The following is a 12,763-nucleotide window of genomic DNA, read 5'->3' as shown; positions in this document are numbered from 1 at the left end:
GTTCTTGCTTGCCGCCGTCGCCACGCTCTTTGTACTGAAGGTTTTGTCAACGGCTATTGTGGCAGTGGGGCTTCTGTTCATCGCCTTTCTGCTGTTTGAACAGACCAGGCAGTATTTCTGGGGATGGGTTTCAGCCATCGGCGGATTTATGTTGGCTCAAGTACTGATTTCGGTTGTGCTGGCTATCGAAATCGGTTTTATCAACACCGTGATGATTAAAAACGGCGTCATGGATACCAGTCTGGCGGGTAATTTCATCACCCTGCTTGTCTTTGGCACGTTTACAGCGCTGGTCATCGAACTGCCTCAGCAAGCGGCCTCCATCATGGGCGGTGGCCCCTCCGGAGGCGGAATGATCAGCAAAATTTCAGGATTTGGTGCTGCAAGAGGCATGACTCGTGGTGCCGCCGCCGGCATTTCAAGACTGCGGAGAGGACGCAACACCATCCAATAACACTCGGCTTTACCGGCTACGCCCTCTTCCTACTCGCAACACCCTTGTTTCTCTCAGGTACTCCACTATGAATTTCAAACTTGCTTTGAGCGGGCTGCTTTCGGCTGCCTTGCTGTCAGGGTGTGGCTCTGCACCCAAACTTTCCGAACCGGAAGGGCAATGGGAAGACATGCCCTTCACCCATGCCCCTGCGCCTCGGGCTGCCCCCGTGACAACGCCCGCGCCTGGCCGGGTACTGCCAGCAGCGAGCCCCGCGCCCAAGGCCCAGTCGCTCAAGACCACCAGTCCAAAGCGCTCAGCAACCGTCTCCCCGGCAAAGCCCGCCGAGGCCCCGCCCAACGATTCCAAATGCTCCGCGAACTGATCCGCGCAGCACGTGTATGTCCAGGTTTAGGTGACTTATGAGAAAGCTACGAAAATCCAAACAGGACGTGATTGACCAGGAGCGGCAACTGGCCGCCCGTACCAGCATCGACGCGGCCACTGCAAAAGAAATCAGCCTGGCCGAACAGGCTTTCATCCACGCATCGCGGTATTTCGCAAAACACATCGCTGCCGAAGAAAAGGCCAAGACCAAAAACGCCCGTCGCTTGGCAGGCTTTTTCGCTGTGCTGACCTTTATGTCCATCGCCGCCGTGATGGGCCTGACCCCGCTCAAGACCGTAGAACTTGGCCTGGTACGTGTAGACAGAAACTCCGGCTACACGGACGTGGTGTGGGCCGATGACAAAGGCAAGCCACCGGAGCAGATCGATGACGAGTTCTGGCTCTCGGCCTATGTACGTTTCCGTGAGAGCTACAACTTTTCGAGTAACGATGCCAATTACGCCATGGTCAAGTTGATGTCCTATGACGAGACCTTTACCGAGTACCGTAACTTCCAGTTGTCCTCCAAGGGCTATCTGGAAGTGCTGGGGACCAACCGGCAAATACGCACGGATATCAACAATATCAACTTCCTTGAGCGTAAAGATCGGGAAGGCACCGCCCAGGTGCGGATCACCAAAACCGTGCTGGACCGCAACGGCGTCCCCGACCCTCAGCTGGCCCCGGTGACTTGGGTGGCCACAGTGACCTACGACTATAAGAACCCTGCCAAAAAAGCCGGTGACCAGTGGCTAAACCCACGTGGCTTCGGGATAAAGGCCTACACGATGACTCAGGAAGTGGGGGTGTCCAATGGGAAATAAAGCGGTTTCCAGTTTCGCCACCTTGTTACTCCTGACGTCCGGCCTGCCGGTCTTTGCCGAGAGCATGGGCACCGGTTCTGCACTGGACCGACGCGTGCAGACGGCGATTTACAGCCCTGACAATGTGTACCGCATCCAGGCCTCGGTGGGCCGTACCTCGCTGGTGCAGCTTCCGGCCAACGAGACGATCAACGAGGCATCGGGCCTGATGGTGTCGGGCGATCCGAAAGCCTGGTCCATCGGTCCGAACAAGGCCGGTAACCTGGTGGCCATCAAACCCATCACCGACCAGGAGCCGAATACCAACCTGGTGATCAACACCAACCGGCACACCTACCTCCTTGAGCTGAAACTGGTGAATCGGCCTGCGGACATGACCTACGCGCTGCGCTTCACCTACCCCGAGCCGCCGAAAAAATCCGGCGCTGTACGCCGTGACCCTGGCAACCCCTGCGACGGTCCGGTGCAAAACGGCCCTTATCAGAAGCGCTCCAGTTCAGAGAGCAGGTCCATAGCGCCGTATGAGGGCTGGGACAACGGCATGCTCACCTGCTTCCGCTTCACTGGCAATGGCCCGCGTCCGACGCTGTACCAGGTTCTACCAGACGGCACCGAAACCGTGGCTGATATGCACAACGAACAGAACGTGGTCGTGGTGCATGGCGTTGGCCAATTGTTTCGTTTTCGCTTGAACGGCTTGGTTGTAGAGGCCCGGCCCACCCACCAGGTGAACACGGGGTACAACTTCAACGGGACCACCACGGGTGAGATTCGGGAGCTCAAGCATGCAGAACAATGACACTGACCAAACGCCGGAGAGCACACCAGGGCCGGACAGCATAGGGCCGCCCGAACAGGCACCGGCCTCAGAGCCAGCCAGCACCCAAGCCCGTGGGGCCTTTGACGTGCGGGCCAAACGCACAGGCGATACCCGAAACAAGAAGACGCTTTACCTGGGCCTGGCCGCACTGGTGTTAGTGGGGCTGCTGGGTATTGCCGTGCTTTGGTACATCACCATTTCCCAGATGAAAACCACCGGCTCCGATGTCGATGAAACCCACGTCAAGAAGGACGCGACCCTGGACGTGAATCTGGGCAGCGACGACAGCATGAAAAAGGCCCGGGAAGCCAAGCTGGCCGCTGACAAGGCCGAAGAGGAACGACGAGCCCGCGCTGAACGAGAGCGATTGGCGAAGGAGGAAAAGGATAAAAGGGACGCCAATCGAGGATCGACCGATCAGGGACATGCCGCCAGTGTGCCGCCACTGCCCAGCCAGAACACGCCGGTCGTGGAGACCCCCCGGCAGCGCAAACTGGGGGCTGCGATGTTTGTCACCTCGGAAGATGCGATGGGCACCGGCGCGGCGGATACACAGCCGCAACAGCCGACCAACGATCAGCCCTCCCTGCCGCCTTCATTGCTGGCTGACGTTCAGGGTGGATCGAGCAGCGGTTTGGGTGGTGAATCGTCCACCAGAAAACGCAGCAGTCTGAGTGACCTGGGCGGTACCACCTTTGCCCCGGCCAAGGCGTATCTGGCACCGAACCGCAAGTACCTGGTCAGCCACAACACCTACACACGCTGCGCGCTGTACAACGAAATCATCAGCACCCACCCAGGGCTGGTGGATTGTCGTCTGACCGATCCGCTGTATTCCGCCGATGGCTCTACGGTGATTGCGGCGGCGGGTGACAAGCTCACCGGCGAGCAGACAGTACAGGTTGGCCCAGGCGAAACCAGTGTGTTCACCACCTGGACAGAGCTTGAAACCCAATCGGGTGCGCGGGCCAAGCTGGACAGCCTCGGTGCAGGCCCTATGGGTGCCAGCGGGACCGAAGCCTGGATCAATCGTCACTACATGCAGCGCTTTGGCGGTGCGGTGATGTTGTCGTTCATCCAGGACGCGCTTCAGGCTGCGGCCAACACCACGCAGAAAAGCTCAGGAACCGGAGGTTACACGGTGAACAACAGCGAGCAGAACGTCGAGAGCATGGCCAACAAGGCGCTGGACAGCACCATCAACATTCCGGACACCGCGCATCTGCTGCCGGGCACGGTCATCACCGTCATCGTGGCCCGCGACATCGATTTTTCGCCGGTTTTCGAGAACCGCTAAGGGGTATTCATGATGCAAGAGCAAGGACTCACCGAAGACACCCTGGTCTTGGACTTCCTCGACCAGGCAGGTGCCACCGAGCGGCTTAATCGTCAGGGCACCAAGGACGTGGCCATCAACCGGCCTTACGAGCTGTGGGTGGACGGTCCAAACGGCTGGGAACACGAAGAAGCGCCTTGGCTCACCTACAACCTGTGCTGGCGGCTGGCCAATGCGCTCTGTGCGCTGAGATACCGCGTACTGGCTCCTCACTCACCGATTCACACTGTGAAATTACCAGGTGGGGAGCGGGGCCAGATTGTCATGGCACCGGCGTGCGAAGAGGGCACCCTGTCGATGACGTTTCGAAAACCCTCTTTGGATCGCTTCACCCATATGGATTACGTCAACAGTGGCCGCTATGACCGAGCCAGGGCCATCGCTTCACCGATACTGACCCTGAAAGACTGGCAGCGCGACATGCAGGAGGCCCATGCGGCTGGCCACTGGCACCGGTTCATGGAAATAGCCATCGCCCATCGACAAAACATCATCATTTTTGGCGGGCCGGGCTCTGGTAAAACCACCTACGGCAAGTCGCTGATCGACATGTTTCCGGTTAACCGCCGCATGATCACTATCCAGGAAATACTGGAGGATCCCATGCCGTTTCACCCTAACCATGTGCATTTGCTCTATGGCCATGTGGTGACGCCCAAATCCCTGGTGGCCAGCGCAATGCGGATGAAGCCCGACCACCTGTTTTTGGCCGAGCTGACCGGTGACGAGGTGTGGCACTACATCGAGATTCTGAACACCGGTACCAAAGGCACCGTGACCACCGCGCACGCCAATGACAGTGAAGCAGGCTACGCCCGTGTGTGCGGCCTAGTGAAGCAGTCACCAATCGGCCTCGGCCTGGATTACGCGTACATCGAGCGCCTGGTGCGCACCTCATTCGACGTGGTGGTGTACATTGAAAACACCTACATCGAGGAAGTGCATTACGAACCCGAACACAAGCTGGCCTTGCTCAATGGCCAGCGTCAACGAGCTGCCTAGGAGAGCGCCATGTGGTGGAAAGTCTCGCTATCAATCGTGTTCATGATGGCTGTGTGCTTCGTGATCGGGCTGTACGCAGGGGGGGCGATGTTTCTGCACCTGACCCAAGGCCACTTCGCGGGTTTGTCCTGGGACACGTTATGGGAGGCCCGCAAGCTGCCCTGGAACGACCGGCGCATGCTGTACGTGCCTTGGTCATGGTGTGTGACGGCGGCCCTCACCTTCCTGCCGGTCGGCATCACGCTGATGGCCGTTTTCGTGCGCTTGAAGCCCAAGACCTCGTTGCACGGTGATGCCCGCTTTGCCAACGACCGCGAGCTACGCCAGTTCGAGTACCAAGGCGAGTACAAGAACACCAGCAAGTAGGCATTGCACCCGCATCGCCCCCTGATATTCCGCATTTTCTAACCATTCCAATGCACCGCCACGCAGACGGCTATCAGCCGCCTGGAGCCGATCTGTGCCCGGATGCACCCTGCAGGAGAGTCCCAATGGAACTATCAAAAGAATCGCAACCTTGTCTCATTCTGGGTTTGCCCTTGCCCATTGCGCTGGGCGTCGTCTTCGTCATTGCAGCTTGGCTAGGGATTTGTATCGCACTCGCCCAGCTCGATGAGATCAGTGAGTCGCTTAGGCAGATCCAGGCCAATCAGCAGGTGGCCATCGCCCTGCAACAACGCATCCAGGCCCAACGCAACGCCCAGGTGATTGAGCGTCAAGCGGGGAGCCGCTGATGGCCAGGGCTAAATCCAAACCCATCAGCCCGGACAATCCCCAAGAACGGATCGAGGAGCACCCCGCGTTCCTCTTGGGCAAGCACCCCACGGAGGATTCGTTTCTGGCCAGCTACGGGCAACAGTTCGTGATGCTGGCTGCGCCCCCAGGCTCGATGAAAGGTGTCAGTGCGGTGATCCCCAACCTGTTGAGCTACCCCGATTCAATGGTGGTCAACGATCCGAAATTCGAAAACTGGGATGTTACTTCGGGCTTTCGCGCCTCAGCTGGCCACAAGGTCTACCGCTTTTCGCCGGAGCGCCTGGAAACGCACCGCTGGAACCCGGTCAGTGCCATCAACCGCGACCCGCTGTACCGGCTAGGCGATATTCGTACCCTGGCCCGTGTGCTGTTTGTCTCCGACAACCCGAAAAACCAGGAGTGGTACAACAAGGCCGGTAACGTCTTCTCATCCATCCTGCTGTACCTGATGGAAACGCCGGAAATGCCCTGCACGTTGCCCCAGACCTATGAAATTGGTTCATTGGGTACCGGGATAGGGACGTGGGCTCAGCAGATCATCGAATTGCGCAGCATCGGCCCTAATGCGCTCAGCTTCGAGACCCTTCGAGAGCTTAACGGTGTGTACGAAGCCTCGAAAAACAAGAGCAGCGGTTGGTCCACCACCGCGGATATCCTGCGCGACGTGTTGTCGGTGTATGCCGAAAAGACGGTGGCCTGGGCCGTATCAGGGGATGACATCGACTTTGCCAAAATGCGCGAGGAGAAGACCACCGTTTACTTCAGCGTGACGGAAGGAAACCTGAAGACGTACGGCCCGCTGATGAACCTGTTCTTCACTCAGGCCATACGGCTCAACTCCAAGGTCATTCCGGAGCAAGGCGGGCACTGCGCAGACGGTACGCTTCGGTACAAATACCAACTGGCCCTGATGATGGACGAATTCGCCATCATGGGCCGCATGGAAATCATGGAAACCGCGCCTGCGCTGACCCGAGGTGCCGGTCTGAGGTTTTTCCTCATCTTCCAGGGCAAGGATCAGGTCCGCGCTATTTATGGCGAGACAGCCGGCAATGCCATCATGAAGGCGATTCACAACGAAATTGTGTTTGCCCCCGGTGACATCGAGCTGGCCAAGGAGTACAGCACGCGCTTGGGCAACACGACCGTGCGCGTACATAACCAATCGTTGAACAGACAGAAGCACGAGGTGGGTGCTCGAGGTCAAACAGACAGTTACAGCGAACAGCCCCGGCCCTTGATGCTGCCCCAAGAGGTGAACGAGTTACCTTTTGACAAGCAATTAATTTTTGTCCAGGGCAACCGGCAGACAGAGCCCATGAAAATTCTGGCGCGCAAGATCATTTACTTCGAAGAGGAAGTGTTTAAAGCGCGACAGAAGATGACGCCTCCGCCCTTGCCGGTTGGAGACGCAACCAAAATCGACGCGCTCACCGTGCCGGTGCGCACCATCGAAGCCAAGGTGGCAGTGGCCGACGCCAAGCCCATGCAGGCCGAACAACGGCAGCGCTGGAACCCCAAAGACACCGCGTCCAAACCCGTCCAGGTTGAAGCTGACAAGGCCCAGCCGGTTGAGGTCGGGCCGGAACCCGAGCTAGAGCCAGAGCCTGTACAGGCTGACGATACTTCCGAACCGATGTAGTCCCCCACCGGCGCACCCAAGCGCCTGCAGGAGCAACACATGAACATCTTCAGCAAAACGGCTGACCGCCAAGGTCAGGCCGCTGGCAACGCCGTGCCCGGTCGCGGCCAAACGCGGGTCTGCGCATTGTTCGCGATATGCCTGCTGGGCAGCAGCTCAGCTTTCGCAGGCGACCCGTGCAAGTCCGTGCTGTGCCTCTACGGCAAGTTCACCGGCAACAGCGGCGGCAGCGAGTGCCGCAGCGCCGAACTGGATTACTTCAGCATCCTGGTCAAGAAGCACGGAAGCATCAAATGGAGCGAAACCGCTTCGATGCGCCAGGACTATCTCAACAGCTGCCCCAGCGCTGATCGGGGCTACACCCAAAAAATCAACGACAAGTTCGGCAAGGTCCAGGGCTAGGCCCCAGATCCTAACAAGGAGAACACCATGCGAGTATTCATTGCGGAAAAACCCGCCTTGGGCCAGGTCATTGCCGAGGCGCTGGGCACCGTCATACGCAAGGACGGCTATTTCGAATGTGGCAGCAACAATATCGTCACCTGGTGCATTGGCCACTTGCTCGAACTGGCTCCACCCGAAGTTCACAACCCTGCCTATAAAAACTGGGTTCAGGCCGATTTGCCCCTGAGATTGCGCCCGGCCAAGTACCAACCCATTGCCCGTACTCGCGACCAGCTCAAAGTGGTCCAGCAGCTGATCGGTCGCGCCTCGGAAATCGTCCACGCCGGTGATCCGGACGACGAAGGCCAGTTGCTGGTCGAGGAAGTCCTGGAGTATTTCGGCAACACCGCGCCGGTCAAACGCATCCTGATCAACGACATGAACGCCAATGCCGCTCGTAAGGCACTGGACGGCCTGCGCGACAACCGCGAGTTTTATGGCCTGTACCAGAAGGCCCTGGCCCGCAGCCTCGGTGACCAACTGTACGGCTTCAACATGACCCGCGCCTGCACCCTGGCCGGTAGGGCCAAGGGCGTTAAAAGCGTGTTGTCAGTGGGCCGCGTGCAAACCCCGATCCTGGGGCTGATCGTGAACCGCTACCTGGCCAACAAGAGTCACGCCAGTGCGTTCTACTACACCGTTGCAGCAAGCCTGGCGGTTGGAAGCAGCCGCGCGCAGGCCCGCCTCGTGGTGGCCGCTGATGCCCCGCTCGATGACAAGAACCGGATCATCGACGTGGCATACGCTATTCAGGTGGCTGACGCGTGCCGAATGAAGCCCGCAGACGTGACCGATGCCCGAGTGGAGGAAAAGCAAACTCCAGCACCCCTGCCGTTCGCGTTGCTCGACCTGCAGGTGTACATGAGCAAGACCCACAGCATCGATGCCGAGAAAACCCTGGCCCTTACCCAGGCGCTGCGCGAAAAGTACAAGGCCATCACCTACAACCGTTCTGATTGCAGTTACCTGACCGACGAGCAATTCGGCGAGGCTCCGCAGACCTTGAGCCTGCTGAGCGAAGCCCTGCCGGACCTCGCCGGGATGTTCACCGAGGTGAATTCGGAACGCAAAAGCCGGGCTTTCGACGACAGCAAGGTGTCTGCCCACACCGCGATCATCCCAACGGCGGTGAAGATCGACATCACCCAGCTGAGCGCCGATGAACGCGCTGTGTACCTGGCCATCGTGAAACGCTACGTCGCGCTGTTCTTGCCCGAAAAACGCTACCTCAGTGCCGAAGTGAGTTTTGGCGTGAACGGCCACACCTTCGTGGCGCGCTCCACCAAAGTGACGCAGCCAGGCTGGACGGCGCAGGTCACTGAAGAAAACGAGCAAGACGACGATGCGTCGGACGCCGCCGAGGTCGCAAGCCCCTTCGATGCACTGGCGGATCTGAAAGTCGGTGACGCCGGGGTATGCGACGGCATTACGGTGGCCAAGGAAAAGACCAAGCCGCTACCGCTCTACACCGAGGCAACGTTGCTCAAGGATCTGCAACGCGTGGCCAAGTATGTGAAAGACCCGCGCATCAAACAGCTGCTGATCGCACGCGACCAGGGCAAGAAAGGCGAGAACGGCGGCATCGGCACCCCGGCGACCCGAGGCGCGGTGCTGGCCAAGCTGCAGGAGCGTGGTTTTTACGCGGTCGAGAAGAAAAAACTGATTCCCACCCAGTTGGGGCTGGAATTCATCGCCGCGTTGCCAGCGATTGCGACCACGCCGGACATGACCGCGCTCTGGCATGAACAGCAACAGATGATCGAGGCCGGTGAACTGACCGTGGACGCGTTCCTTGACGAACTGGAGGACTTCATTGCCCACCAGGTGCAGAACGTGGACCTGGGCAACGTGCAGGGTGACGGCAAGCCTGTACTGGACAGCCTGAACGCCCAGTGCCCCATGTGCGGCAGTGACCTGGCCGTCACCCCACGAGTGATTGGGTGTCGCGCCTGCGACTTCAAGTTTTACCCGGAAGTCAGCGGGAAGATGCTGTCCCCCGGCCAGATCGAAACGCTGCTGACGACGGGCAAGACCGGGGTGCTGAAGGGTTTTCACAGCAAGAAAACCGGCAAGTCCTTTGAAGCGGCCCTGAAGCTCAACAACGAAGCCAAGCTGGAATTCGTATTCAGCCGCAAACCAAAGCGCGCATGACCCCCTCTTTAAAGGAGGCATTAGCTATGCCTGAGGAACAACAGCCCAAGGCGGCGCAGTGGCCAGCCGGTGACACGATGATGGCGCACTGCCCCAACTGCGAAACCCCTGCAACCGTGGATATCGTCAACGTCAGAAAGTGGCAAATGACCTGGCGTCCAGTGGATTGCGACAACTGTTTTGCGGAGTTTGAGTTGTCGGCAGACGGCACAACAGCCTTGATGCTGACCCCTGCTGCGCAGTGTACGGCTCGCGGCCGCGAACTGCTGAACACGACAATCCATTTTGATCCCGACGCCAGCAAAAACGCCCCCTACACCACTGCCGTTGAAATCTTGCTTGGTGGTGTGGGCCGTCTGATTTTTCCCGATGGCACCGAGCAGTTCGTGGACGATGACGCCGAACCGACGCTGATCTATTCGCCACGCCTACAGCCCGACGCCCTGGAGCGGTTCTGCGAAGAACACATGGATCGCTACGAGCGTTTTCATGAGGAACACGAAGCGCAATTGGCAGACTTCGAACGTATCGCCATGGACGCCTTTTGGTAAGTCCATAGGTCTCTCAACACCCCTTCACATCCCTTAAAGAACTCATTTGAAGAAGGAGCGCAATCATGGCGCGTGGCATCAATAAAGTGATCCTGGTAGGCACCTGCGGACAAGACCCTGACTGTCGTTACCTGCCCAACGGCACCGCGGTGACCAACCTGAGCTTGGCCACCAGCGAGCAGTGGACTGACAAGCAGACCGGTCAGAAGGTTGAAAAGACCGAATGGCACCGCGTTTCGCTGTTTGGCAAGGTTGCTGAAATCGCTGGCGAATACTTGCGCAAGGGCGCGCAGGTCTACATCGAGGGCAAGCTGCAAACCCGCGAATGGGAAAAGGACGGGATCAAACGCTACACCACGGAAATCGTCGTGGACATGCAGGGCACCATGCAGCTGCTGGGTGGCCGTCCACAGGGCGACGCTCAACAAGGGCAGAACGGCCACGACAGCAGTGGCAGCGACCACCACGAAGCCCCACGGCAGCAAGCACCCCAGCAGGCAGCACCGGCCAAATCGTCAGACAAAGGCAAAGCCGCACCAAAACCACCACGTGCATCGGGCAAGCAGGCTCAGGCCAAAGCACCTGCACCGCAACCCGCTGGGGATTTTGACGGCCTTGATCCCGATATCCCGTTCATGGACCCCTATCGGTTCAACTGGATGCTGGTCTGACCCACCCCCACAGCTACTTCAATTCAAGGGAATTGTAGATATGACGTATATGAAAATTGCTGCTGCTATCCGTTTGATAGAGCTGGCTATCCGCCTTGTGGGCTCATTCTTGCGAGGCGTTGGTGCTGGGACTGTCGGTTTGTTTTTCATGGCCATAGCCATTGCTGATGAATCTACCCCGTTCAGCGAATTTCTACGGGTATTTCACTCCTGCATTGGAGTGCTGGTCATGATTGGTTTGGTCAATGTCTTGAGGACACTCGTGGACTGGATGTTCAGTGCACCTCCTAAAACTCAAGCAATAACTCGAACTGCAGGGGCTGGCAAAGCTCGGTAGCCAATCACTCATCGCGATCTTGCCCACGTCAGGTGCCGCGCTCCCGGCTCGACGTGACGCGCCTCATCGTCGCGTCGAACGGAAGCACGGGCGCAGCGCACACTTGACGCTACCTCGTGCAAACAAGGCTCACCTTGGGAGTGTGGGGTAGCTTCACCACCCCGCGCTCCCGAGGTCAACGCGGCCGTTGCGAGATGACAAGGGCCGCGCCCTTGGTGTTCAAACCGCCCAGCATCAACAAATTTCAGAGCAAGCACACCAGGTAGTGATTACCCGGTGCGACCCCCTCTATTCAAGGATTACCCAAATGAAATTCATCAAAAAGAAAGTCGTGGTCATCAATTACACCGGCACCGTTGGCAAAACGACTATCGCGGCAAACCTGCTGTGGCCACGTATGGGCGGCGCGCCGCTCTATGCCATTGAGTCAATCAACGAAACGGCTGAGAACCTTGGTTTAGATGTTGAGAAACTACGCGGCGATGAATTCCGCGAGGTGTTCAAGCGACTCATGCTGGAGGATCGCGCCATCATAGACGTTGGAGCTTCCAACGTTGAAGATTTCATGGCCAACCTGGAGGAGTTTGAAGAAGCCCATGAGGAAATCGATTACTTCGTGATCCCTGTCACCTCGGGCACCAAGGAGCAAAAAGAAACAGTCAGCATGATTAGCAGCCTTTCCTCTTTGGGCATATCCGCTGAAAAGATCATTGTCTTGTTCAATCGTGTCAAAAAGGATGTAAAGGCAGAGTTTCCGATCATCGCTGCATATTACCAGCGCGCTAATGCTTTCACTCTGAAGCCCGAATGTGCCGTGTTCGAATCAGAATTGTTTGATGCCTTGTCTATCCACCGTATCTCAATGCAAAGCGTGATGGACGATGACACCGACTACAAAACGCTCCTTAAAAACAAAGATGCCAGCGCACAAGACCGTGATCGTTGGTCTGATATGTACGGATTGAAACTCTTGTGTAAAGGCGTCAATCGCAAGCTTGACGGAGTTTTCGCAGCGTTGTTTGACCTTGAGGCTATCAAATGAGCGAACATGAAACGATTCCATCTACTGCGCGTGATGCTCTGATTATCGAGCTTCTGGGCGACGTAGGTCGTTTGCACGATGATGTAAAACGCATTCCGCAGTTGCTTGAACTATCCATGAGGGATTCTCTGGATATTGTGGCCGACGCTGTAGAGGATGCTGAAGACACCGCGTTGCAGTTGCAAGAAGCGACGAAGGAAGTCATTCAAGCGACTGCTGCCAAAGCAGGTGTGGACGTTGCTTTGGAAATGTCCACGGCCATTCACCTGAGTTTAGAGCGAGTGTTCGAACCTGCTTTGCAGCGCGCAGCGATCAAAATCGAAGACTTGGAAAAGCGAGTCAGCGCTTTATCCGGAAATTTTCGTGA

The 12,763-nt window shown here is 57.8% G+C and carries 14 protein-coding genes and 1 pseudogene; all 15 read left to right on the top strand.

Annotation, left to right across the window (positions count from 1 at the left end; translation table 11 throughout):
- On the top strand, positions 1 to 454 hold a 454-nt coding region (locus KDX37_RS27915; RefSeq protein WP_231656446.1), incomplete at its 5' end, for a type IV secretion system protein.
- 401 nt (positions 455 to 855) lie between these two features.
- Positions 856 to 1,644, top strand: a complete 789-nt coding sequence (locus KDX37_RS27910; RefSeq protein WP_231656445.1) for a virB8 family protein — start codon at positions 856 to 858, stop codon at positions 1,642 to 1,644.
- Positions 1,634 to 2,443, top strand: a complete 810-nt coding sequence (locus KDX37_RS27905; protein ID WP_231656444.1) for a TrbG/VirB9 family P-type conjugative transfer protein — start codon at positions 1,634 to 1,636, stop codon at positions 2,441 to 2,443. Before KDX37_RS27910 ends, KDX37_RS27905 begins: the two co-directional genes overlap by 11 nt.
- Positions 2,430 to 3,761 (top strand): TrbI/VirB10 family protein, encoded by a 1,332-nt coding sequence (locus KDX37_RS27900; protein WP_231656443.1) that lies wholly within the window; start codon positions 2,430 to 2,432, stop codon positions 3,759 to 3,761. Before KDX37_RS27905 ends, KDX37_RS27900 begins: the two co-directional genes overlap by 14 nt.
- A gap of 9 nt (positions 3,762 to 3,770) precedes the next feature.
- Positions 3,771 to 4,802 (top strand): P-type DNA transfer ATPase VirB11, encoded by a 1,032-nt coding sequence (virB11, locus tag KDX37_RS27895; protein ID WP_231656442.1) that lies wholly within the window; start codon positions 3,771 to 3,773, stop codon positions 4,800 to 4,802.
- 9 nt (positions 4,803 to 4,811) lie between these two features.
- A complete protein-coding gene (locus KDX37_RS27890) occupies positions 4,812 to 5,168 on the top strand; it encodes a hypothetical protein (protein ID WP_054986451.1) in 357 nt (118 codons plus the stop codon).
- Positions 5,169 to 5,293: 125 nt separating this feature from the next.
- Positions 5,294 to 5,536, top strand: a complete 243-nt coding sequence (locus KDX37_RS27885) for a hypothetical protein (protein ID WP_231656441.1) — start codon at positions 5,294 to 5,296, stop codon at positions 5,534 to 5,536.
- Positions 5,536 to 7,200, top strand: coding sequence for a type IV secretory system conjugative DNA transfer family protein (locus KDX37_RS27880; RefSeq protein ID WP_231656440.1), 1,665 nt, complete (start codon positions 5,536 to 5,538; stop codon positions 7,198 to 7,200). The genes KDX37_RS27885 and KDX37_RS27880 overlap by 1 nt, the downstream gene beginning before the upstream one ends.
- Positions 7,201 to 7,239: 39 nt before the next feature.
- The gene (locus KDX37_RS27875) at positions 7,240 to 7,602 is read left to right on the top strand and encodes a TrbM/KikA/MpfK family conjugal transfer protein (protein ID WP_231656439.1); all 363 of its coding nucleotides are present in this window, start codon (positions 7,240 to 7,242) and stop codon (positions 7,600 to 7,602) included.
- 27 nt (positions 7,603 to 7,629) lie between these two features.
- Positions 7,630 to 9,795: a type IA DNA topoisomerase gene (locus KDX37_RS27870; protein WP_231656438.1), complete on the top strand. Its 2,166-nt coding sequence runs from the start codon at positions 7,630 to 7,632 to the stop codon at positions 9,793 to 9,795.
- A gap of 26 nt (positions 9,796 to 9,821) precedes the next feature.
- Positions 9,822 to 10,346, top strand: a complete 525-nt coding sequence (locus KDX37_RS27865; RefSeq protein WP_231656437.1) for a hypothetical protein — start codon at positions 9,822 to 9,824, stop codon at positions 10,344 to 10,346.
- Between the two features lie 65 nt (positions 10,347 to 10,411).
- On the top strand, positions 10,412 to 11,017 hold the full coding sequence (locus KDX37_RS27860) for a single-stranded DNA-binding protein (RefSeq protein ID WP_231656436.1): 606 nt from the start codon (positions 10,412 to 10,414) through the stop codon (positions 11,015 to 11,017).
- 40 nt (positions 11,018 to 11,057) lie between these two features.
- Positions 11,058 to 11,354 (top strand): hypothetical protein, encoded by a 297-nt coding sequence (locus tag KDX37_RS27855; RefSeq protein WP_231656435.1) that lies wholly within the window; start codon positions 11,058 to 11,060, stop codon positions 11,352 to 11,354.
- 307 nt (positions 11,355 to 11,661) lie between these two features.
- Entirely contained in the window at positions 11,662 to 12,396 is a 735-nt protein-coding gene (stbB, locus tag KDX37_RS27850) for a StbB family protein (RefSeq protein ID WP_231656434.1), read from the top strand.
- A pseudogene (locus tag KDX37_RS27845) lies at positions 12,393 to 12,763 on the top strand (hypothetical protein); the annotation flags it as partial. The gene stbB and the pseudogene KDX37_RS27845, both read left to right, overlap by 4 nt.

This window comes from Pseudomonas californiensis, assembly GCF_021147775.1.
Taxonomy (GTDB): Bacteria; Pseudomonadota; Gammaproteobacteria; order Pseudomonadales; family Pseudomonadaceae; genus Aquipseudomonas; species Aquipseudomonas californiensis.
Note: the sequence above shows the minus strand (reverse complement) of the source record. Positions and strands in the feature narration are given on the sequence as shown.